Annotated in this window: 23 protein-coding genes; 15 read left to right on the top strand and 8 right to left on the bottom strand. The window is 42.2% G+C overall.

The genetic code is table 11. From position 1 onward, the window contains the following. Genes trpD through trpA form a run of 4 tightly spaced genes read left to right on the top strand, consistent with a single transcriptional unit; the run spans window position 1 to window position 4,357 of the window. Window positions 1–1,005, top strand: a complete 1,005-nt coding sequence (gene trpD / locus EXT47_RS06965; protein WP_039497585.1) for an anthranilate phosphoribosyltransferase — start codon at window positions 1–3, stop codon at window positions 1,003–1,005. Continuing rightward, on the top strand, window positions 998–2,362 hold the full coding sequence (trpCF, locus tag EXT47_RS06960; protein WP_130126168.1) for a bifunctional indole-3-glycerol-phosphate synthase TrpC/phosphoribosylanthranilate isomerase TrpF: 1,365 nt from the start codon (window positions 998–1,000) through the stop codon (window positions 2,360–2,362). Before trpD ends, trpCF begins: the two co-directional genes overlap by 8 nt. Window positions 2,363–2,369: 7 nt before the next feature. Continuing rightward, window positions 2,370–3,554: a tryptophan synthase subunit beta gene (gene trpB / locus EXT47_RS06955; RefSeq protein ID WP_017219145.1), complete on the top strand. Its 1,185-nt coding sequence runs from the start codon at window positions 2,370–2,372 to the stop codon at window positions 3,552–3,554. Next, the gene (gene trpA, locus EXT47_RS06950; protein ID WP_045989645.1) at window positions 3,551–4,357 is read left to right on the top strand and encodes a tryptophan synthase subunit alpha; all 807 of its coding nucleotides are present in this window, start codon (window positions 3,551–3,553) and stop codon (window positions 4,355–4,357) included. Before trpB ends, trpA begins: the two co-directional genes overlap by 4 nt. A 42-nt stretch (window positions 4,358–4,399) precedes the next feature. On the opposite strand, the gene EXT47_RS06945 is transcribed toward trpA, so the two are convergent. Beyond that, complete coding sequence (locus EXT47_RS06945) at window positions 4,400–4,672, bottom strand: HU family DNA-binding protein (protein ID WP_010374071.1); 273 nt, start codon at window positions 4,670–4,672, stop codon at window positions 4,400–4,402. A gap of 122 nt (window positions 4,673–4,794) precedes the next feature. Between EXT47_RS06945 and EXT47_RS06940 the strand changes: the two genes are divergently transcribed. Beyond that, window positions 4,795–5,364: an inner membrane-spanning protein YciB gene (locus tag EXT47_RS06940; RefSeq protein WP_130126167.1), complete on the top strand. Its 570-nt coding sequence runs from the start codon at window positions 4,795–4,797 to the stop codon at window positions 5,362–5,364. A 90-nt stretch (window positions 5,365–5,454) separates the two neighbouring features. Continuing rightward, window positions 5,455–6,096: a CPBP family intramembrane glutamic endopeptidase gene (locus tag EXT47_RS06935; protein WP_130126166.1), complete on the top strand. Its 642-nt coding sequence runs from the start codon at window positions 5,455–5,457 to the stop codon at window positions 6,094–6,096. Between the two features lie 72 nt (window positions 6,097–6,168). Here the strand turns inward: EXT47_RS06935 and EXT47_RS06930 are convergent, their stop codons facing one another. After that, window positions 6,169–7,593, bottom strand: coding sequence for a sodium-dependent transporter (locus EXT47_RS06930; RefSeq protein ID WP_039497572.1), 1,425 nt, complete (start codon window positions 7,591–7,593; stop codon window positions 6,169–6,171). A 221-nt stretch (window positions 7,594–7,814) separates the two neighbouring features. On the opposite strand from EXT47_RS06930, the gene EXT47_RS06925 reads away from it, so the two are divergent. The 5 genes from EXT47_RS06925 (at window position 7,815) to EXT47_RS06905 (ending at window position 10,912) form a co-directional block, all read left to right on the top strand. Further along, window positions 7,815–8,114 carry a YciI family protein gene (locus EXT47_RS06925; RefSeq protein ID WP_045989641.1) on the top strand — a complete coding sequence of 100 codons (300 nt, stop codon included), beginning with the start codon at window positions 7,815–7,817 and terminating at the stop codon, window positions 8,112–8,114. A 108-nt stretch (window positions 8,115–8,222) separates the two neighbouring features. Continuing rightward, complete coding sequence (locus tag EXT47_RS06920; RefSeq protein ID WP_010374059.1) at window positions 8,223–8,480, top strand: PepSY domain-containing protein; 258 nt, start codon at window positions 8,223–8,225, stop codon at window positions 8,478–8,480. Between the two features lie 2 nt (window positions 8,481–8,482). Continuing rightward, entirely contained in the window at window positions 8,483–9,157 is a 675-nt protein-coding gene (locus tag EXT47_RS06915) for a response regulator transcription factor (protein ID WP_010374057.1), read from the top strand. Beyond that, window positions 9,151–10,494 carry an ATP-binding protein gene (locus EXT47_RS06910; RefSeq protein WP_010374055.1) on the top strand — a complete coding sequence of 448 codons (1,344 nt, stop codon included), beginning with the start codon at window positions 9,151–9,153 and terminating at the stop codon, window positions 10,492–10,494. Before EXT47_RS06915 ends, EXT47_RS06910 begins: the two co-directional genes overlap by 7 nt. Then, window positions 10,478–10,912, top strand: coding sequence for a hypothetical protein (locus EXT47_RS06905; protein WP_010374053.1), 435 nt, complete (start codon window positions 10,478–10,480; stop codon window positions 10,910–10,912). Before EXT47_RS06910 ends, EXT47_RS06905 begins: the two co-directional genes overlap by 17 nt. Before the next feature lie 124 nt (window positions 10,913–11,036). Here the strand turns inward: EXT47_RS06905 and EXT47_RS06900 are convergent, their stop codons facing one another. Continuing rightward, complete coding sequence (locus EXT47_RS06900; protein ID WP_039497563.1) at window positions 11,037–12,074, bottom strand: AI-2E family transporter; 1,038 nt, start codon at window positions 12,072–12,074, stop codon at window positions 11,037–11,039. A 115-nt stretch (window positions 12,075–12,189) separates the two neighbouring features. Between EXT47_RS06900 and EXT47_RS06895 the strand changes: the two genes are divergently transcribed. Then, window positions 12,190–13,086 (top strand): TIGR01777 family oxidoreductase, encoded by an 897-nt coding sequence (locus tag EXT47_RS06895; protein WP_130126165.1) that lies wholly within the window; start codon window positions 12,190–12,192, stop codon window positions 13,084–13,086. Here the strand turns inward: EXT47_RS06895 and EXT47_RS06890 are convergent. After that, window positions 13,081–14,427: a murein transglycosylase domain-containing protein gene (locus EXT47_RS06890; RefSeq protein ID WP_130126164.1), complete on the bottom strand. Its 1,347-nt coding sequence runs from the start codon at window positions 14,425–14,427 to the stop codon at window positions 13,081–13,083. The genes EXT47_RS06895 and EXT47_RS06890 overlap by 6 nt on opposite strands. Before the next feature lie 41 nt (window positions 14,428–14,468). Further along, on the bottom strand, window positions 14,469–15,047 hold the full coding sequence (locus EXT47_RS06885) for an LPP20 family lipoprotein (RefSeq protein ID WP_039497557.1): 579 nt from the start codon (window positions 15,045–15,047) through the stop codon (window positions 14,469–14,471). A 176-nt stretch (window positions 15,048–15,223) separates the two neighbouring features. Between EXT47_RS06885 and EXT47_RS06880 the strand changes: the two genes are divergently transcribed. Genes EXT47_RS06880 through EXT47_RS06870 form a run of 3 tightly spaced genes read left to right on the top strand, consistent with a single transcriptional unit; the run spans window position 15,224 to window position 18,495 of the window. Further along, on the top strand, window positions 15,224–16,885 hold the full coding sequence (locus EXT47_RS06880) for a hypothetical protein (protein WP_130126163.1): 1,662 nt from the start codon (window positions 15,224–15,226) through the stop codon (window positions 16,883–16,885). 4 nt (window positions 16,886–16,889) lie between these two features. After that, window positions 16,890–17,507, top strand: coding sequence for a penicillin-binding protein activator LpoB (locus tag EXT47_RS06875; RefSeq protein WP_017219134.1), 618 nt, complete (start codon window positions 16,890–16,892; stop codon window positions 17,505–17,507). Further along, the gene (locus tag EXT47_RS06870; RefSeq protein WP_226898922.1) at window positions 17,455–18,495 is read left to right on the top strand and encodes a hypothetical protein; all 1,041 of its coding nucleotides are present in this window, start codon (window positions 17,455–17,457) and stop codon (window positions 18,493–18,495) included. The genes EXT47_RS06875 and EXT47_RS06870 overlap by 53 nt, the downstream gene beginning before the upstream one ends. 38 nt (window positions 18,496–18,533) lie before the next feature. Here EXT47_RS06870 and EXT47_RS06865 read toward each other — a convergent pair whose 3' ends face one another. The 3 genes from EXT47_RS06865 to yejK all read right to left on the bottom strand — a co-directional run bounded on the left by EXT47_RS06865 (window position 18,534) and on the right by yejK (window position 21,193). After that, window positions 18,534–18,938, bottom strand: a complete 405-nt coding sequence (locus EXT47_RS06865; RefSeq protein WP_010374038.1) for a phosphate ABC transporter substrate-binding protein — start codon at window positions 18,936–18,938, stop codon at window positions 18,534–18,536. Window positions 18,939–18,948: 10 nt separating this feature from the next. Continuing rightward, window positions 18,949–20,025 (bottom strand): porin, encoded by a 1,077-nt coding sequence (locus EXT47_RS06860; protein WP_010604987.1) that lies wholly within the window; start codon window positions 20,023–20,025, stop codon window positions 18,949–18,951. Between the two features lie 154 nt (window positions 20,026–20,179). Next, window positions 20,180–21,193, bottom strand: coding sequence for a nucleoid-associated protein YejK (gene yejK, locus EXT47_RS06855; protein WP_039497545.1), 1,014 nt, complete (start codon window positions 21,191–21,193; stop codon window positions 20,180–20,182). Window positions 21,194–21,207 lie beyond the last annotated feature (14 nt).

The raw sequence follows: 21,207 nt of genomic DNA, 5'->3' as shown, positions 1-21,207 counted from the left end.
ATGGAAAAGTTACAACCTCTATTACAGCAACAAGATTTATCGTTCGACGCCGCCAAATCCTTGTTTAGCGATATTATGGCTGGACAACTGAGCGACATCGAACTTACCGCAGCGCTGCTTGCGCTAAAGTTTAAAGGTGAAACAGCGGCGGAAATAGCCGGAGCAGCTCAGGCTATGCGTGATCATGCCACCGCATTTGACAAGCAAGACCTACTCGCAGCAGACAGCTGTGGTACAGGTGGCGATGGCACAAATACCATCAACGTGAGTACCACCGCCGCCATTGTCGCCGCAGCATGTGGTATTAATATGGTCAAACACGGTAATCGCAGCGTGAGCAGTAAATCAGGTTCCGCGGATTTACTAAAAGCACTTGGGATCAACATTGATATGACCCCCGCACTTGCAGAAAAGTGCTTAGCAGAGACCGGCTTTACCTTTTTGTTTGCACCGCATTACCACGCTGGTGTAAAGCATGCCATGCCGGTTCGCACGCAACTAAAAACACGCACGATATTTAATATTCTCGGGCCATTGGCAAACCCAGCTAAGCCTGAGGTGCAATTACTCGGCGTTTACGACCCTGCCCTTGTTTTACCCATGGCTGAAACGTTAAACCGCTTAGGTACGAAACGAGCGATGGTAGTTCACGGTAGTGGCACAGATGAAATTGCCCTACACGGCGAAACGCTAGTCGCAGAAGTAAAGCATGGTGAAGTGACGCAATACACCGTTACCCCAAGCGATTTTGGACTAGAAAACTATTCACTTGAATCTATTGCTGGTGATACGCCAGAATATAACGCGAAAGCGAGCCTTGCGATTTTAAATGGTGAAGGCGAAGCTGCACACAATGCAGCGATCATTGCAAACGTTGCAGCCTTGTTGGTATTAACCAATAAGGCGTCAGATTTTAAAACCGCAAGCCAACAAGTACGCGAAGTGCTTGCAAGCAAAAAAGCCATGACAACCTTGGCTAACATTGTAGAGGTGAGTAATGGCTAATGTATTAGAAAAAATTGTTGCCGATAAAGTCGAAGAATTAAAAGCGCGTAAGGCGCAGCGTCCGTTAAGTGACTTTATCGACGAAGTAACCCCCACCACGCTTAACTTCACCGCTGCGTTGGCGCAAGCTGGGACACAATTTATTTTAGAGTGCAAAAAGGCGTCACCTTCAAAAGGCCTTATTCGCTCACATTTTGATTTGACTGAAATTACCAGTGTTTATCGTAAGTACGCGACATGTATTAGTGTACTGACCGACGAAAAATACTTTCAAGGCAGTTATGAATACCTCGCCACGGTGAGAAAGCTGGTTGATCAGCCTCTGATCTGTAAAGACTTCTTTATTGATGAATACCAAGTTTATCTCGCCCGCTTACACGGTGGCGATGCCATTCTTTTGATGTTGTCTGTATTAAATGACGAAGAGTATTTGGCACTAGTGAGCGTGGCCAAATCACTTAATATGTCGATTTTGACGGAAGTAAGCAACGAAGAAGAAGTGACAAGAGCGCTTGCGTTAGATGCTGAACTTATCGGTATTAACAACCGTGACCTCAGAGACTTATCAACGGATTTAGCAACAACAGAGAAACTAAGAAAGTTAATCCCCGAAGACAAAGTGGTGATTTCAGAGTCTGGCATATACACGCACCGCGATGTGAAACGCTTATCACCGATTTGTGACGGTTTTTTGGTCGGCAGTTCATTGATGGCTGAGCAAGACTTGGAACTTGCTTGCAGACGCTTGATTTTGGGCGAAAACAAAGTGTGTGGTCTTACTCGAAGCCAAGATGCGCAAGCAGCTTATGAAGCTGGAGCGGTATACGGCGGTCTTATCTTTTATCCAAAATCGCCTCGTTATGTCGACATTGATTGTGCGAAGGCCGTCGCCGATAGCGCACCGCTCAAGTACGTTGGTGTGTTCGTTAACGCACCGCTTGAGCAAGTTGCAGAGTATGCGCAAATATTAAAACTGAGTGCAGTGCAATTACATGGCAACGAAGATGAATTGTACATCGATACCCTGCGAAAACAACTTCCAGTGACCTGTCAAATTTGGAAAGCACAAGGTGTGGACACAACACTGCCAAGCCCCTTCGCTGGCGTAGACAAGCAATTGTACGATACCAAAACCGACACTGCATTTGGTGGCACGGGACAAGTGTTTGATTGGCAGCTATTAAATCGTAGTTCGAGCAATTATATGTTGGCTGGCGGCCTAAACCCCGACAATATTCACGGTGCCGTTAATATAGGTGCCGATGGTCTTGACCTAAATTCAGGCGTTGAGCAATCGCCTGGTAAAAAATGCGCTCAAAAAATCGCTAACGCGTTTACACAAATTCGAAAATATTGAGGTGGACATGAGTAATTCAGCTTATTTTGGTGACTTCGGAGGCATGTTTGTGCCCGAGTTACTCGTACCTGCGTTAAAGCAGTTAGAACAGGAATTTTATAAATCACAAAAAGACCCAGAATTTCAGCAGGAGTTTTATCAACTTTTGAATGAATTTGCGGGTCGCCCAACACCACTGACCAAGACACGCAACTTAGTTAAAAACCCTAAGGTCAAACTGTACTTAAAGCGTGAAGATTTACTTCACGGTGGTGCACACAAGACCAACCAAGTGTTAGGTCAAGCGCTCTTAACCAAACGTATGGGTAAAAAAGAAGTCATTGCTGAAACCGGCGCTGGACAACATGGTGTTGCAACCGCCCTAGCCTGCTCCTTACTCGGCTTAAAGTGCCGGGTATACATGGGGGCTAAAGATGTTGAGCGTCAGCAACCAAACGTATTTAGAATGCGTTTGATGGGTGCGGAAGTTATCCCAGTTACCGCTGGCTCAGGCACATTAAAAGACGCGGTAAATGAAGCATTACGTGACTGGTCTGCAAACTACAAAACGGCACATTATTTACTCGGAACGGCTGCAGGCCCTCATCCATTCCCGACGATTGTCCGAGAGTTCCAAAAAATGATTGGTGAAGAGGCGAAACAACAAGTACTAAAAGCGGAAGGTCGTTTGCCAGATGCGGTTATCGCTTGTGTGGGCGGCGGCTCAAATGCTATTGGTATGTTCGCAGACTTTATTGATGAAAAAGACGTTAAGTTAATCGGGGTGGAACCGGCTGGTAAAGGCCTAGATACCGATGAGCACGGCGCTGCACTATGTAAAGGAAGTAAAGGCATCTTGCACGGCGCCTATACCTATATCATGCAGAACAAAGATGGCCAAATTGAAGAATCTTACTCTGTTTCAGCAGGTCTTGACTACCCAGCTGTTGGTCCACAACACGCCTACCTTCATGAAACAGGCCGCGCGCAATATGTTGGTATTACCGACACTGAAGCATTAAATGCCTTTCAAGCGCTTGCTAAACACGAAGGTATTATTCCAGCCCTAGAGTCAAGCCATGCTCTGGCATACGCACTAAAATATGCAGAAGCGCAAACCGAAGAAACGGTGATTGTTGTTAACTTAAGTGGTCGCGGAGACAAAGACTTAGCTCACGTCCACCAGGTACTGTCTGAGCGAGGTGAACTATGAGACGTTATGACGCGATGTTCGCGCACTTAAATGAAAAAAACCAAGGTGCATTTGTTCCTTTCGTGACGATTGGCGATCCCAATAAGGCTCTCAGTATTGAGATCATTAAAAGTCTGATTGACGGTGGTGCTGATGCATTGGAGCTCGGTATTCCGTTTTCAGATCCCATTGCCGATGGCCCTGTTATTCAAGCAGCTAACATCCGTGCATTAAAGCAAGATGTTAACACCCAAGACTGTCTTGAGATCATCGCTGAAATTCGTCGTTACAACAGTGATATTCCAATTGGTTTGTTGCTTTACTCAAACTTGATTTTTGCTCGTGGTATTGAGCAGTTTTATCAAGACGCCAAAACTGCGGGTGTGGATTCTATATTAGTTGCTGATGTGCCACTGCACGAAGCCAAACCGTTTAGGCTCACTGCAATGGCAAATGATATTGCGCCAATTTTCATTGCCACACCGAATGCCTGCGATGATACGTTACGAGAATGCGCCACCCGAGGTCGTGGCTATACTTATTTACTTTCGCGTGCAGGCGTGACTGGTACAGAAACGACGGCACAAATGCCGGCAACAGAGATGATCACCAAACTTATCGAGTATCATGCTGCGCCGCCACTGCTAGGGTTTGGTATTTCTGAACCGGAGCATGTAAAGCATGCGATTAGCTCAGGTGCAGCAGGTGCGATAAGTGGCTCTGCGGTGGTGAAAATCATCGAAAAACACTTAGATGATCCTAGCACTATGTGCTTTGAGCTAAAAACCTTTGTTGCGCGAATGAAAGCTGCAACGCAAAAGTAATATTACTTTCAAGCCAGTGTTAAACACTGGCTTTTCTTAGAATTAACGCAAGTTATCTTTTAAGGCTTTAGCAGGCTTAAACAATACCTTGTTTTGTCCCTCAATGGTGATGGTCTCACCTGTTTGAGGATTACGTCCTTGCTTTGGGGGATGATAACTTAACGCGAATGTCCCAAGTCCATTAATTTGCATCTGATCGCCTTCTGACAAGCGCTTTTTAGTGGCCTGTAAAATGACATTTAACACCGCCTGTGAATCTTTCTTTGTTAATCCACTAATTTCCGCCATTTTTGTAACTAAATCGCTCTTATTCATGCAAATACCTCTGAACCATTGAATGAGCGCAGCAGGCTATGGGTTTCATCAAAGAAAGTCAATGTTGATGTTCTCGCCGTATCTTGGTAAAACCCTTACAACCAACTTTGTTAGGATAAAAAATGTCATTTTTAATTGAGTACTTACCGCTCATCTTATTTTTTGCGGTTTATAAGTTTGTCGATATTTTTTGGGCAACGGGTGTGCTAATCATTGCCTCTCTTATACAGGTCACACACCAATACATCACTAAGCGCGAAGTCGCAAAACGTCATTGGGTATTCTTAGCGATTGCGTTGATCCTTGGTGGGATGACGATTTTCTTCCATGATGAGCAGTTTATTAAATGGAAAGCCACGATTATTTATGCCATTTTAGGTGCGGCACTACTCATATCTAGGTACCTGTTTAATAAAAACTTGGTAAAAGGCGCACTCGAAGGCGTGTTAAAGTCAGTTGCTGAGAAGGAGAAAAGCGAGATTGATATTGATTTACCAGCCAAAGACTGCGACCAATTAAATCTATTTTGGGCAGTATTACTTTTCTTCATCGCAGGCCTAAACCTTTACGTTGCGTACCACTTCTCTCTTGATTTTTGGGTGAACTTTAAAGTCTTTGGTTTAATTGGGATCACCTTCGTTGCACTCCTCTTTACCATGTTTAAAATTCAAAAATATTTACCTGAAGAGTAACCATTCAAGGTTCATCTGCAGCTGCTATAGTTAACGAGTGAGAGCTAACTATAGCGGCTTGTAGCCGCCAAATATTTTGGGGAACTAGCCTTGAACGCAAGCCAATACCGGTGGTGTGAACTCGTATTTGTATTCTTTGTCCTGCCCATTGTCGCTTATCAATTCCGTGATCACCTCAACAATTGGCTTTTTCCAGCACTGATCATTTTAATGGCAATCTGTACCCATTTACTACTAACCGATCCCCATTTCAAACGCTTTAGATTAACCAGTTTGGGGGAGTTTTCGTCCGTCAAAAAGCGATTATTTACCACGTTTTTCGCAGGTGCAATGTTTTCAGCCGTGCTCTATGGTTTAGTTAGTCAAGGAAATTGGTTTTCCCTACCGCTCAATTCCCCCAGCGACTGGTTATTATTATTAGTTGCTTACCCTATTCTTTCCGTCTTACCACAAGAGTTAATTTTTAGGAGCTACTTCTTTCATCGCTATAAAAGGATTTTACCAAATAAAAACAATCGAGTTTTGCTAAGTGCATTAGTGTTTGCGCTTGCTCACTGCATCTATGACAACTGGATAGCCGTGGCGTTATCTTTTGTTGGAGGGCTACTATTTTCTTATACCTACGCCCATAGTCGTTCGCTTGCGGTGTGTGTGTTAGAGCATAGCCTGTGGGGACTGTGGATGTTTACAATAGGAATTGGGCAGTACTTAGATTCGGGCGTAAAATTTTAGTGGCTTAGTGGAGAATAAACATCGGCGCATTAATACGCCGATGTCATCATGCCCAAAACGAATGTCTTGTCGCTAGAAGCCAAAGATACTGAAAGCAAAATACTTAGTTGCAACGGTATTAATGAAAATAGCCAACAGGATCACTGGGATGAATGTAGATAGAGAGAAATTAATATATTTCTCAGTAAAGCTACCTACGTACCCCTCTGCGCCTTGCGCAAGTTCTTCATTCAAACCAGATTTTTTCCAGCGATAAGTAACGAATAGACACAACAGCAAACCATTCAACGGTAAAATAGTATCGTAAAACACGTCGTAGACTAGGTCAAAGAAGCTCTTCTGAGCATCGCCATATCTTACAAAACTTGTAAGCCAGTCCACCATTCCAAAAGACATCGTAGATAGCACAGTCAAAATACCTGTGGTCAACGCTAAGATAATCAGTGCCTTTTTACGTGAAATGCATTTTTCTTCCATCAAAGTCGCGGTAGGCACCTCGACAATTGACACAAGCGACGTTATCGCTGCAAAGAAAACCAACAAAAAGAAAGTACCTGCAACAATTGAAGCACCGACGTAGCCAATATCATCTTGTAAAGCCAATAACAATTTAGGTAAGTAATCGAAAATCATAGATACTGAAGAGTCCGATAACTTACTTGGATCTGTATTCGGATTAAAACTAAAGATAGCCGGAAGTACCATCAGACCGGCAATGAATGCCACTAATGAATCTGTAATAGCGACCATTTTAGAGCTACCGACAATGTCGTCTTTCTTAGAGATATAGGAAGCATAAGTGATCAATATACCCATACCTAAAGACAGTGAAAAGAAAGCCTGTGATAACGCGCCATTTAGCACACTTGCATTCATCTTTTCGAAGTCAGGAACGATGTAATAGCGTACACCTGCCATTGCGTTATCAAGGGTTAATACGTATGCGACAAGGCCAATTAACATGACAAATAACGCTGGCATGAGTAACTTAGCTGCTTTTTCGATCCCTTCTTTTACACCGCCAACCAAGATAAGATTAACGATCACACCCACTATCAACATATAGATGAAGACATTGGTATCGTTGATAAAAGTGCCAAAGTACTTCGGAGAGGCGAGTACATCTAAGTTACCTAAAGCTGTTTGCGCTAAGAAGCCAAAGATCCAAACGGTAATAACCATGTAGAAGACAGCAATCATAAACGGCGTGAGTACAGCCAAGAACCCAGCTATTGACCACTTTTTATCATGATTAGATAGCAGCTTATATGCGCCAAACGGGTCCTTTTGGGCTTTCCTACCCATAGCCATTTCGGCCATCATGACAGGTAAACAGATAAACACTACAAATAGTGCATAGATTAGTAAAAATGCCCCACCACCATTTTTTGCGGCGGAAACAGGAAAGCCGACTAAGTTACCAATACCAACAGCAGAACCTGCAGCGGCAAGGATAAACCCTAATCGGGAGCTAAAATGCTCACGGTTTGCACTCATTGCAATCAACCTTATTATTATTTTCTACAAATATCCGAAGGACTCTACCAGTCAAGCTGAGTGTTTTTCAAGTTTAAATGTCTAATCACTGAAAAACTCTGTGTACATTTACTTTTGCACTGAGGGCGTTTTATCATAGTATTGATAAACGGCCCTGAAAAGCCGACAAAATACGTAAAAATAACAATAATAACCTAGAAACTAATCTGGAACTAATACTTATGCTTTACATGATCTACTCAACCGACGCTGAAAACTCATTAGCAAAACGTCTTGCTGCGCGCCCTGCTCACTTAGCTCGTTTAGAAGAATTAAAACAACAAGGTCGATTGTTTGCAGCAGGCCCGTTACCAGCTATTGACTCGGAAGATCCTGGTGAAGCGGGTTTTACGGGTTCTTTGGTTATTGCTGAGTTTGAAAACTTAGAAAGTGCGCAGCAATGGGCGAGCGTCGATCCCTATATTGATGCTGGTGTCTATACTGCTAGTATTGTAAAACCGTACAAGCGAGTTCTGCCATAAAAGTTTACTGAACATTAAGTTCAGCAAAGGTTAATTACAAAAGCACTAAATTTGTTTGGGATTTATGAAGTTTAGACACTTAGTATCTATGAAACTGTGGAGCTTAAAATGCGATTGCAACTCACTCTCTTAGCGTTGATCTTGGCGTTCGCTTCGAGTGTAGCAGACGCCAATAGCCGCAATGATAAGAATGTAAAGACGATTACAAAAAAAGAAGCTGTGTCTCTGGCGCTTGATAAGTACGCTGGGAAGACGCTTAAGATTTCTGAAGAAAATCAGTTTTTTGTGGTAAGAATTCTCCAACCAGATGGTCGAATTGTTGACTTAAAAGTCAACAAGAAGACAGGTGAAGTAAATAAGGACTAAGGATGCGTATTTTAGTTATCGAAGACGATATTCAACTAGCAGAAAACCTGCGAAATGCATTAGAGAAAGAAAAATATAGCGTTGACTTGTGTCATGATGGTGAGTCTGGATTATTTCACCTTGAAGAATATCCGTTAGATATGGCAGTGATTGATCTCGGCTTGCCAAAGCTTGACGGTATTGAAATTATCCGTAGAGCACGTGCTAACGGCGTAAAGATCCCTATTTTAATCTTAACAGCACGCGACCGCTGGCAAGACAAGGTAGAAGGCCTTGATGCAGGAGCTGATGACTACCTCACTAAACCGTTTCATGTTGAAGAACTGATTGCACGCTGTAATGCACTGATTAGACGTAGCGCTGGACAAGCAAATCCAGAGATTTGTATTGGTCCAATCAAAATCCACACTCGCTCACAGCAAGTCTGGGTTAACGATAACGAGCTATCACTAACGGCCTATGAATATAAAGTTTTAGAATACCTAATGGTTAACCCACAAAAAGTTATTTCTAAATCTGAACTCACAGAGCACATATACGATCAGGACTTTGACTTAGACTCTAACGTCATTGAAGTGTTTGTCTTAAGACTGCGTAAAAAGCTAGACCCTGATGGCACTCTGAACCCTGTTGAAACCCTTAGAGGACGTGGATATAGGTTCAAAAATCAGTGGTAAACAGCTCTCAAATTTCGCTTAAAATAAGGCAAGGATTTATCCTTGTCTTTGTGCTTATTATTGCCCTTCCCGCGCTGTTTTTCTCCGTGGGCAGGGCTTATTATTCTTCTTTAGTCGATGCGACTGAAAAAACATTGGAAGCCCACCTCTACTCACTTATCTCTGAAGTCGAATTTGTCTCTAACGGACTCGAAATGCCTCGCAGTATTCTTGCACCTGAGTTAAACAGACTGAATTCTGATACTTATGCACTGGTCTATCAAGATAACTCCCTCGTTTGGTATTCCGAGTCGGCTGTAAATCTCTCGATTTCACCTGACTTTTCAGAAAACCAGGCTGGAGCATCTGAGTTTAAACGAGTTGAATATAATGGTGTACTGTTTTGGCAACTTAGCCTGACCGTTATTCTCGGAAATGCAGAGCAATCGCAGCAAGCCCGCTTTGTACTTTTAAAAAAAAATGACGCGCTGATGGAGTTAATGTCAGGGTTTAGAAACACCTTGGTCAACTGGATGCTGGTTATGGGTGTGGTGATAGCAGGATTGATGGCATTTGGGTTTGTATGGAACGCAAGGCCGTTACAGCGATTGGATAAAGAAATTAAAGAGATTGAAGCTGGCGAGCGCGATAAGATCACGGGTCTTTACCCCGTCGAGCTTCTAACAATCAAATCCGACTTAAACCTACTATTGGAATCTCAAAAGCGTCAAAAAGAGAGATATAGAGCGTCACTTAGCGACCTTGCGCACGCGTTAAAAACGCCCCTTGCGGTGATCAAATCCAGTCCACTGGCAAAAGATGCAGACGCTCAGGAGCAACTAGACAGAATCAATGCGATGATCGAACATCAATTGAAACGTGCTGCAACGGGTGCATCCGATACATGGAAGAAACAAACATCAGTAAAACCCGTACTAGACTCAATACTCAACGCCATGACTAAAGTGTATCACGACAAGCACATTCAATTTTCCTCCGAATGTGGTGAGGAGGTTGCATTTCTTGGCGATAAAACGGACTTAATGGAAATTCTTGGTAATATTATAGATAACGCCTGTAAAGCATGTGGTTCCTTGGTCGATATAAAAGTAAGTGCACCTAAAAAGCGCCTACTAATCATAGAAGTAGAAGATGATGGCCCAGGCATTCCAGAGCATCGCCGCTCAGAGCTACTGACCAGAGGTGCAAGATTAGACACCTATGAAGCTGGCCACGGCGTAGGAATGGCTATCGTATCTGATTTAGTTAAGTCGTATCATGGCTTGATGCAAATCGGTACTTCCCAACATGGTGGCGCAAAATTTACGATAGAGTTTAACCATGAAAAGAATAATTAGCAGTCTATTGGTATCGGGATTAACCTTTTTTGTGATTGCGGACGACGATGTCACACTACAAGACTGTACGAAGTATGAATCAACGCATCCGGAAAAAGCAAAAAAATTCCTCATGTGCCTGGATGGCAATATCAACTTACTTGAACGTCATCGTCAAACCTGGATCACTAAGTTATTGCTTGATACTAAAAAGTATCAAGCGGACACGGGTAATACTCAGATCTTGCCAATTATGGAACGTGCCCTTCGCAATCAGGAGGAATATATGGAAGATAGCTGCCGGTGGCGATACTTACTAGATATGCCAAACGCGACGCGCTCAGCGACGGCTTATAAAAATTGCAAAATTGCATTCTTAAAAGCCCACATCATTGAGCTGAAAAGCAGTAAAGTATTGAAAGAAGATTTGAATCTCTAGCCGCATTTTTGATTGGATTATTAGGTGCTAAGCCTTAATAACCTGAGCTTCAGATAATAACGAATAAAATACTTAGAGAAGGAGCTGTTTGTAGCTCCTTTTTATTTGCCTAATCTCAGTGTTGTTAAGATGGTCTATTATCGGGTTGTTCTGAACCGAGAAGGATTGCAAGCCATTTACCCTCTTCACTGGTTTCAAGGGCAATTTTCACAACCATGGTAAGTGGCACAGAAAGCAGCATTCCCACAGTTCCGAGTAACCACCCCCAAAAGATTAACGAGAGAAACACGACTAGAGTCGATAAACCTAACCCTCGACCCATAAACCTCGGCTCAATAATGTTGCCCATTAAGGTATTAATACAAATGTAACCCACAGCAACAATGCCACTCACCAATGGTCCTTGTGTCACTAAGGCCAGTAAAACAGGCGGCACAGCCGCAATGATTGAACCTATGTTTGGAATATAGTTAAGCAAAAATGCAACTACGCCCCAAAGCACGAAGTAATCAACACCTAACGCCCATAAAAAAACAGCCGCTACGACACCTGTCGCCAATGACACCAGCGTTTTAATCGCCAAATAGCTATTGATAGAATCTAAAAATCTATCAATTTGCTGCATTTTCATCTCTGGATCGTCTAGGGCAAGATGCACTTTGTGGCCCAAAGAAGGTGCCTCAAAAAGCATGAAGACGACGATAAGCAAAATTAAAAAGCTATTTGCCATCACACCACCAAAGCCAGTCAGCATGTTGGTGGCCACATCGATTAGCTTATTTGGGTCTAGCATACTAATAAGTTGTTGTTTATCCAATAATATATTGTAGTTCGCGGCAGTACTAACCAACCAAACGAACTTTTCTTGTAAGTCTTCTTTATAAGTTGGCAGCTGCTTAGAGAAGTCATTGACTGATTGCCCAACAAGCCCACCAATACTTGCACCTATTAAAATCACAAGTGCGATAATCACCAGAATGGCCAGCCCTTTTGGTATTTTAAAGCGAGCCAAAAACTTGAGCATGGGATTACAGATAATCGCAATGAATGCGGCTAATATAAACGGCACAACAATCTCAGACGCAAGCTTGATACCACCTAACACTAAAAATAGCGAGGCCAAAACCACCAGCGTTTTGTTAATTCCAGTCAGTGAAGACACAGTTCACTCCTTTTGCTTTTTTACCATTCTAAAACAAACCACCTATAATGAAAATGAGTGATCTAACTCCTTGCTAAAACGTAGGTTTATTTGATTACAATAAAGAGTATTGAGCATGAATATATTCATAACAGGCGCAACTGGATTAATTGGTAAAAAGTTATGCCAATTTTTAGTACACAAACATAATCTGATTGTATTGAGCCGTTCGCCTTCAAAAGCTGCAAACCTATTACCAAGTGGGGTTAGCTGCGTTACTGATACTGATGATGTCGACTTTAATGAGCTTGATGCGGTCATTAATCTTGCGGGTGAACCAATCGCCAATGGCCGGTGGAGCAAAGAGAAAAAACAAGAGATCTACAATAGCCGGATAAAAATCACTGAGCAAATCGTTGCAGCGATAAATACTGCGACGTCAACGCCCAAGGTGTTTATTTCAGGTAGTGCAATAGGTTTTTATGGACGCCAACCGGATAACTTGACCATCACTGAAGATTTCAAGGATTACCATGATGAATTCTCTCATAGGCTGTGCAAAGATTGGGAAGATACCGCCTTTAGAGCCGAGTCAAGCCATACTAGAGTCTGCATATTAAGAACAGGCATTGTGCTTTCAAAATCTGGGGGCGCTTTGGTAAAGATGTTGCCACCCTTTCAATTTGGCGTTGGCGGTCCGATTGGTTCAGGAAGACAAATAATGTCTTGGATCCATATCGACGATATGATTCAGGCGATACTGTATATCCTTAAACATGACGAGATCTGCGGTGTTGTTAATGCTACAGCCCCTAACCCGTTATCAAATAAGCAATTTTCTCAAGCCTTAGCACGCGCTATCTCACGCCCTTGCCTATTTACCGTACCACCGTTTGTCCTCAAATTGGCATATGGTGAAATGTCAGAATTGCTATTGTACGGCCAATGCGTCGTACCAAAAAAACTTCTCGATGCAGGTTATCGATTCCGCCACGATCACATTGAAGGTGCCTTGAGCGCGCTTAACTTATAACTTTTGTGCAATACCTTCTTCTGGCGCTATATAGAGCTTTTCTCGCGTTAAGACTTTGTCCAGATAATGTTTGGTTTCATCATAAGGTAAACTTTTGTCTAGCGCCGCTAGTACGTTTTCTGGTGAGAGTGAATTAATTATCTTTGCCGCTTTTGTGATTGATCTTGAGTCATCAGCATTAAACACACGGGCAACATTGCCAGCACCCGTATTGTAAGCCGCAATGATGCAATACTTACGACTAATTGGATTCTGTATTTTACTCAGGTAGCGTTTATCGAGAATATTCAGGTAAGCGGTCCCCGCTTCAATATTATTGTCCGTCACATATAAATAAGGCGCCGACATCGGTTCATCGCGATTGTACAACATACGATTCACATCAACACCCGCACTCGTCGGTACAATCTGCATCAAACCAAACGCAGGAATATGTGACTTTGCCATTGGGTTAAAGTGGCTTTCGGTATGCATAACCGCAAAAATTAAACTTGGCTCAATGTCAAAGCGCTTCGCTTGTGCATTCACTTGGCTAACATAACGTTCTGCTCGATGCTTGGAAAGTTCAGTCTGTTTGGGTAGCTTAAGCACGATTTCAGATACGACTGTTGCTTCACTTTTACCGGTATTACTTGCAGTTTCTAATAGCTTTTTAAGACGTTTTTGTTTTAACAGTTCAAGCTTTTTCTGTTGCGCTTGTTGTTGAGCCTCTGCTAATTTTGTATCTTCGCCGTCAATGATGGCCTCATCCGTCTGGCGTTCTATATAACGTTGCTGTTGTTCGAATTGGCTGTCTATTTGCTTTTTCGCTGCGATCAACGCTTTTGCACGAGCAGCATTATCCACTTCACGTTTTGTTGTTTCACTTTGGTTTACCGCGAGCGTATCAGCATTAAATACATCAATTACTGCACGGTCTTTCGCGATAAACTCTTTATATAGGGCTTGAAGTTGAGCCTGAGATACCTTTTCATCTGCCGCATGCCTAATGCTTACAACCAGCTCATTGGCTTCAAAGTCGACAACCATTCTGGATGATAAATCATCACTGTAGGTGACAAATGCGGCTTGATCAGAAACAGTTATATCTCCCCACTGTTGGATCACGTTATCACGAAAGGCATCGTACTCTTCAAAATGCTCTTCGACATAATCAGCAAACTCACTTAATTGTTGGCGTTTATATTGCTCAAACTCGCTCAGCTCTTCATCACTAGGCTCGGAGGTTTGCCAACGTGACATTTTCTCTGACAGCTCTTCAAAAAGCTGGGCTTGACTCGCCACCGCACTTGGAATGGCACTTAACGCCATGACTAAAAATGAGTATACCGATTTGCGCATAGAGCGTTCCTTTCAAAAAATTAAAGCGTGAAACTCACGCTTTAATTAGTTAGCCTTGCAATTTCCTTCTCAAGATCTTTTTCCGCTTTGTAAGCTTTAAATTCTTGATATAAAAACTTTTCATCCTGAGGATTTACACTACGCTTACTTTCTTTGATCAAATCTTTGAAAAGCTCTTTAGTCTGATCAGGTGATAACGTCGTCAATGCACAGAAATAATCTTTACCAGAAATATCGATAACATCGGCCTTAACGATACGAGAGCCATTTAATGTTTGTTTGGTAAGTTGTTTGGATACAGAGCTAAAGGTTGCGCCTACCGTTGTGTCCTCGTTTGCATCTGTACGGTTCGCGAATGTCTTATCAAGGCCTTCGATGCGTGTTTCAATCTGTTGAGCAAGAGCAAGACGTGCATTTGCAACCGCCATTTTTTGATCGATTGAAATATTGCCCGAGTATTTCACACAATCTGCTGCCGCTATACCATCTTCGATTGTTGGATTGAGAACCCACTCTGGAATATTAACTCTTGGACTTGAAGCCGCATCGTCTTTACTTGAACTACAAGCCGATAGTATCCCTATAACGGCCACTGATATAAGTAGTTGTTTTGCTTTCATGTTGGGTTCCTTAATTGCCCTGATTACGGAATAAAATTTATCAAAAAAATCATTGATTAACAGTAATAAATTGTAAAAACGATTTTTAACAATTTAGCACTTTCAATTCAATTTTTTACTATTTAATTTATTGTTATATGATTGAACACAACAACACTGCCATTATAAGAACAAGTATGCAAGGAATGCGATTCCAAATTGATTTATATAACTTCATGATAAAACTCTTGATCTTTACAGGTTGCTTGATGCTGAGCGGCTGTAACTTGACTCCTAAAGCTAACAAGCAGGCCATAGAATACGCGGAGCAAGGAGATTTTATCTCAGCCCAACAGCGTATTGACTATGCCTATAAAAACTCATCTCGTGACGAGCTATTGTATTATCTTGAATCAGGTATGTTAGCGCATTTACAACACCATTATGAATTAAGTAATCAACACCTTTCTCACGCAAAGGAAATCATTGAAGCCGCCTACACTGTCAGCATCAGCGACCAGCTTTTTTCTACTTTTACTGGCGCAAGTTACAAAAAATATACTGGTCGCGCTTTTCATAAACCCATGATCCATACATTAATGGCGCTTAATTATGTGTCGTTGGCAAACGCCTCGAAGGTAAACCGTGTTGCTTTGTATGACTCTGCACTGACAGAAATGCGCCAACTGGACTTATACCTATCTCAATTACAGCAACAAACCGGAGGCTACGTAAATCAACAAAAACCAGGAAGTGATATTGAACAAATTTTTAAAGCTATTTTTAATCAACCATTTATCAGCGGTGAACTTGAGTATAAAGATGATGCATTTGCACAGTATTTAAGTGGCGTCTTATATGAACAACAAGGCGAGCGAGATAGTGCTCGGATCCAATATGAGCGAGCGGTGAGCGCATACAAAAATGGCTTTAGTAAACAATACAAACTAGGTCAATATGCAGGCCAACAAGCACAGCAAGATCTCAACAGAATGGTTGCAGACAAGGAAGAAAACTACTTCACATTAGTTCAAAGCTTAGGTGTATCACCGCAGCGCAAAGAGTTTAACCTTTATCTTAGACCTGATGAAGAGGCACAAGCGATAGTGATTACGCCGATTTATTGGGGGACAAAAGAAGAACGCCAAGCCCAGTTCGCATGGTTTAATTTAATGTTTGCTGATACCAGTTTGTTTGATCTCATTCAAAACTATGCAACAGGTGACTTTAGTGATGTTGTCTTAGGCACTGTCACAAAACGCTTACCTCTCGGTGATAAATTATGGCAAAAAGCCGTAGACGAAGGGGTGATTGATGCACTCAAGTATGGCAGTAGAATCTCAGTTACTTACTTACAACCTCATAAAAACGATATCCAACATGTTGCGCTTTTCGCTAACGGACAAAAACTTACAGAATTACATCCCTTTTATTCGGTAAACTTACTCACACTGTATGACGCGCTAGGTAATGCCAATATGGAAATTTACACCGCTATTTCTCGAGAAGTGTTAAAAGCAGTCACCGCAAGTAAAGCTATAAAGCAAGTTGGCATCCAGCAGAACTCGCTGTTGGCAGGGCTTGCTCAGCTAACATCATCTGTCACCAACGCCATTACAGCAGCGGCAGATACTAGACAGTGGCAATCTTTACCAAGTGAAATTAGAGTGGCTCGAGTGAAATTACCCGAAAATACCACTCACCTGCAATTGCAAACCCAATTAAGGACTGGCAGAGTGATTGAACAGGATATACCGCTGAATCAAACAGCACCGTTGCTTAGCCACATTCGCACCTTCACCGGTGTAGCTGAACCAGAAAAACAAAATTATTTATCATCTTTAACTAACATGGACTGAATACATGAAGCCTAAATTTGCAGTTAAATTAGTTGTCCCAATGCTCATCGCGTCTAGCGCAGCGATGACGGGTTGTTCTTCAACAACCAAAGTGAGTCGTGTGGACACCAATGAAGAAATAGCGCTTTCAGATAAATGGAATGCCAAAGACTCTCAGTTAGTTGCTGAAGCAATGATAAGCGATATGCTCGGCTTCCCTTGGGTACGTGAACACCGTGCCAAAGAAGGCACTCGACCCGCTATCATTATCCAATCTGTTCGTAACAAGTCGCATCAGCATATTGCAGTTGACACCTTTTTGAATGACCTCAAGCGCGCTATATTGCGAAGCGGGCAAGCTGACTTCGTCGCAAACCGCTATGTACGCGATGAAATTCGTGAGGAAAGACGAGACCAAGAGCTTAATTCAAGCCTCGAAACTCGTAATGAGATCGGCCAAGAGCAAGGTGCTGATTATGCACTATCCGGCACGATTAACTCATTTGTTGACGAACAAGGTGGTAGTCGGGTCACTTTCTACCAAGTAGATCTTCGATTAATAGACATGACGACTAACCGAGAGGTGTGGAATGGACAGAAGAAAATTCAAAAACTTCAAGAGCGCAGCGGGTATGGTTTCTAAACGTCTAGCGTTACCTCTGTGTATTCTACTTAGTTTATCTGCCTGTCAATCTACCAAGCAGGCGGTTGCAAAGGAAGAAAGCTTACCCACTTGGGCTACGCAGCAACCGAGTTCCGATTATCTAGTGTATGGCGTTGGTTCAGCGAGTCATATTGTAGATAGGACGGAAGCCAAACTTGCCGCCCAAGAAGCAGCTAGATTGGCGATTGCCAAACAGTTAAATGTGGAAATTGAAGGAACGACACAAGTTGCTCAAAGTCAGGCTAATGGCGATTTTTCGTATCGAGTGGATGAGATTTTATATTCTCGAGTTCCAAGCATACAATTACAGGGGATCAATATTGAGCAGGAGTTTTACTCCTCGGAGCAAAAAACGGCCTATGCCCTTGCCTCATTTAACAAGATTGAGTCGAGGATGCACGCTGAGCTTGATATTAGACAACTTGACGAAGAGATCAGTAACGCGACTATTTCGGCACTAACCAATTCAGAAAAACTAAAAGAAGCGATGGCAATTAAACGACTAATTGCTAAAAGACGCAAAGCAAACGAATATCACAGGCAATTAGGTGGCGGCAGCATTGCCATACCAACCTCAGTGAGCAACAAAAACAAAATGCTGAATGATTTTATTCAGTCATTAACGTTTAGTATTTCATCAAAGTTTTGGGGACAGAAGTCTATCCGCAACCAGTTGGCCGAAAGCTTGACTAAGCAAGGTCTTACTGTTGTGGGTGAAAAACAAAGTGCAGACTTTCAAATTGACTTTCGCGTAGATTTCGAAGACGTAAAGAAAAACAGCACTTATTATGTTTTTGCCAACTCGAGTTTAACACTCATGGAAAACGATAAAGAAAAGGCGCATGTTTCTGCACAAATAAAAGCAGCGTCTAGTTTTGAGAACATGGCTAAGTCTAATGCTGAAGAAAAGTCAGCAAAAATGCTAAGCAAAAAGCTGACGATGTTAATCATTGATAGTAAAATCTAAAGTAAGGCCCTTTTTTATAGGGCCTTACTTATCTCTTCCTAAAATGACTTCACCACTTTAACGCTGCTATCTGCGGCTCCCGAAGACACAAACCCAATTAGGTTAGGGTTACTCGCAACGAGTTTAAGTACCTCAGCATCATCGGCGGCTTCTTTTGGCGGTGTCCCTTTTCCAGTAAATACTAATTTTGACCAATAAGCTTTAAGTTGACTTGATGACTTATTAAGTACCTTTTCATTAAACTCATCGGTTACCGTCGAGCCATCAGCCTGTGTTATCGGAAGTGCTTTAGAGCCATCGGAGAATGACTTTGATTTACCAATAAAAATTTGCTTAATTTCGTTTTCATCAAGTGTAGAAGTATTGGCAGGGTTGACAATGACATCCACGGCTAGGCAACTAAAAGCGCTGCAAAGTAGAGTAAGTAAAAATAATTTTTTCATGCTTCTCTCCTTAAAATACCATGTCGATGCCAATTGTAATGGCTTTACTATCACCTGCGACTGCTAAACCAACGGAGTTATCCTCTACCTCATCGTACTGGATCTTGAAAGCGGCGGAGGAATGGAAATCCCAACGTACTCCAAACGAAGTGGTTTCATGGCTTTCGGCATCGTCGCCCTCGCCTTCAAAATCTGCGTAAGATACGAATGGCGTGATATTGTCAAAGCGATAACCCAGTGTCAGCATCTTGGTGTCTAGATTACCGTCTAAGTCCAACCGATTTAGCTCAGATAAAATAAAGAAATTTCCCCAGTCTGCATTTACTGCTAAACCATAAAACTTACCATCTCGCTCATCACTCCCCTCCCATAAGACAGGCTCTCCAGAGCGATACCGCTGGTTAGTGTAACGCATGTGGGTTAAACGCACTTCAAGCCAATCATTACTGGTTTGAATTACGCCGCCTAGGATGTCTTTCCAGATTTCTCTAGTTGGCTCTTGAAAGAAAAACTCGCTCAACAGCTTATTGTCATCATCGTCTTCTTTACCAGCGTAAATATTCCCGCTTAATGACCAGTCGCCTATACTGCCGCTGTAGAGCATATTGATGCCATTATAATTAAAGATTTGCCAGGTGTAGTTGTCCGCGGGTGCACGCATCCAAATATAGGCGTAACCCACATCATAAAAGTCGGAATAATAAAATAGCGGTAAGCGCTTTTTACCTGCTTGGAAAGTCCAATTCTCATTAATCTCATAGGACAAATAAGCCCACTCAAACTTTGCATCAAAATCGTCTGCGCCGCGCGCAACAATCTGACCAGTAACACTTAAACCTTCGGTTAGATCAGCACTAAATTGAAGGCCCATCAATGTTTCAGGTTCAAATGAGATATCCTCGTCGTAAACACTGACGATAGGATAATCGGCGAGAAATATTGGATCGTTTATTCCGAATTGTGGAACACCACTTCCGCTCAGCACCTTACCAGCATTGATACTTGCAAATCCGGAAAAGTTAACCTCTGCATGCCCTGAAAAACAGGCAAGGCAAAGGGTACAACCTAAAGCTAGTTTCATCTTCATTGTGATTCATCCCAATTGCTTGTTCTACAAGTACTACATTGCAAGTATAGTTAAATTTGAAAAAATGCTAGCAAAAGCAGCAAATTGATAAAAATATTTGCATAAAAAGGGATGAAATAGGAACAAAAAAGCAGCTTACGCTGCTTTTTAACAATTAAGATTCGTCGTTATAATAACGTTCAATTTGATCCTTCAAGTTAGGCGGTACACCTTTAATCGTAAGCGTATCAGTCGCAGCATCATAAATAACCCGCTCACCCAAATGCTTACGTTCAAAGCCAACGCTTACTCCACCGCCAAGCCCAGAAAATTTCACCATACTCGTTACTGTCTTTTTATCGACAGGAAAGCTTTCTTCCAGCTCATAGCCCTGCTCTTTATAAAAGTCTTCAAATTTTACGTCTGAAGACTTAGAAAGCGTCTCGGACAGTGTATTAACATCCGCATCCTCGCCGCTTGAAACACAGTCGTTACAGTAATCAAAAATCTCCTTGCGGATGTCGTCTTTTTCAGACTTTTCAAATTGCTGTGTCGACAAATAATCCTCAACCGCGTGTAACATAGTTTGCGATTGCTGCTTTGGATCGATCCCCTCTTCACAACCAAGAAAATCTAAAAAGAAATCAGCAACTTTTCGACCAGCACGCCCCTTAATGAAGGAAATATAACGGTTTTCTTCTGCGGCTGTATCCCAAGCATCTAAATCGATTCTAGCAGCCAATTGCATACGTGAAATATCTAAGTGTTTTGCTGCGGATAAGTCTAAGTCTGAGGTAATTGTGTAATGTTCTTTAATATTAATCAGTGCAATCATAATAAAATTGCTGGCAACATACTGATAATGACAAAACACTAAATACCCAGTTTCATGAAATGCATACTTATTAAGTTCTTCTTTAAGCACATTGGTTGCTTCTTGGGTTAAATTCCAAAAGTTAAGCTCATTATTTCTATAACTCTGCATCGCAGACGCGACCACACTGCTTTTTTCGCCGCTAAAAGCACAGAACCCTTTACCCGGTTTGCCATTGTAGGCATGATGCAATTGTTCAATGAAAACATTAACTTTGTCATTGATTTGCATTTCATCGTCACGTAGATGTATTTCGGTATCTTCGTCTTGTTTGTCTACATAGTGAACAACTAGTTTTTTTACCTCAACGCTCATCTTTGTTTTTCACG

This window comes from Pseudoalteromonas sp. CO342X (genome assembly GCF_004208915.1).
GTDB classification, from domain to species: Bacteria; Pseudomonadota; Gammaproteobacteria; order Enterobacterales; family Alteromonadaceae; genus Pseudoalteromonas; species Pseudoalteromonas maricaloris.
The sequence above is the reverse complement of the archived record's forward strand: the minus strand, read 5'-3'. Positions and strand labels throughout refer to the sequence as shown.

Excerpts from the sequence above, each read along its gene's own strand:
- EXT47_RS06890 (WP_130126164.1), bottom strand. The coding sequence starts at position 14,427 with ATGCGCAAATCGGTATACTCATTTTTAGTCATGGCGTTAAGTGCCATT.
- EXT47_RS06940 (WP_130126167.1), top strand. The coding sequence starts at position 4,795 with ATGTCATTTTTAATTGAGTACTTACCGCTCATCTTATTTTTTGCGGTT.
- EXT47_RS06885 (WP_039497557.1), bottom strand. The coding sequence starts at position 15,047 with ATGAAAGCAAAACAACTACTTATATCAGTGGCCGTTATAGGGATACTA.
- trpA (WP_045989645.1), top strand. The coding sequence starts at position 3,551 with ATGAGACGTTATGACGCGATGTTCGCGCACTTAAATGAAAAAAACCAA.
- EXT47_RS06945 (WP_010374071.1), bottom strand. The coding sequence starts at position 4,672 with ATGAATAAGAGCGATTTAGTTACAAAAATGGCGGAAATTAGTGGATTA.
- EXT47_RS06875 (WP_017219134.1), top strand. The coding sequence starts at position 16,890 with ATGAAGCCTAAATTTGCAGTTAAATTAGTTGTCCCAATGCTCATCGCG.
- EXT47_RS06925 (WP_045989641.1), top strand. The coding sequence starts at position 7,815 with ATGCTTTACATGATCTACTCAACCGACGCTGAAAACTCATTAGCAAAA.
- EXT47_RS06870 (WP_226898922.1), top strand. The coding sequence starts at position 17,455 with ATGGACAGAAGAAAATTCAAAAACTTCAAGAGCGCAGCGGGTATGGTT.
- EXT47_RS06915 (WP_010374057.1), top strand. The coding sequence starts at position 8,483 with ATGCGTATTTTAGTTATCGAAGACGATATTCAACTAGCAGAAAACCTG.
- trpD (WP_039497585.1), top strand. The coding sequence starts at position 1 with ATGGAAAAGTTACAACCTCTATTACAGCAACAAGATTTATCGTTCGAC.
- EXT47_RS06865 (WP_010374038.1), bottom strand. The coding sequence starts at position 18,938 with ATGAAAAAATTATTTTTACTTACTCTACTTTGCAGCGCTTTTAGTTGC.
- trpCF (WP_130126168.1), top strand. The coding sequence starts at position 998 with ATGGCTAATGTATTAGAAAAAATTGTTGCCGATAAAGTCGAAGAATTA.
- trpB (WP_017219145.1), top strand. The coding sequence starts at position 2,370 with ATGAGTAATTCAGCTTATTTTGGTGACTTCGGAGGCATGTTTGTGCCC.
- EXT47_RS06860 (WP_010604987.1), bottom strand. The coding sequence starts at position 20,025 with ATGAAGATGAAACTAGCTTTAGGTTGTACCCTTTGCCTTGCCTGTTTT.
- EXT47_RS06930 (WP_039497572.1), bottom strand. The coding sequence starts at position 7,593 with ATGAGTGCAAACCGTGAGCATTTTAGCTCCCGATTAGGGTTTATCCTT.
- EXT47_RS06920 (WP_010374059.1), top strand. The coding sequence starts at position 8,223 with ATGCGATTGCAACTCACTCTCTTAGCGTTGATCTTGGCGTTCGCTTCG.
- yejK (WP_039497545.1), bottom strand. The coding sequence starts at position 21,193 with ATGAGCGTTGAGGTAAAAAAACTAGTTGTTCACTATGTAGACAAACAA.
- EXT47_RS06895 (WP_130126165.1), top strand. The coding sequence starts at position 12,190 with ATGAATATATTCATAACAGGCGCAACTGGATTAATTGGTAAAAAGTTA.
- EXT47_RS06905 (WP_010374053.1), top strand. The coding sequence starts at position 10,478 with ATGAAAAGAATAATTAGCAGTCTATTGGTATCGGGATTAACCTTTTTT.
- EXT47_RS06880 (WP_130126163.1), top strand. The coding sequence starts at position 15,224 with ATGCAAGGAATGCGATTCCAAATTGATTTATATAACTTCATGATAAAA.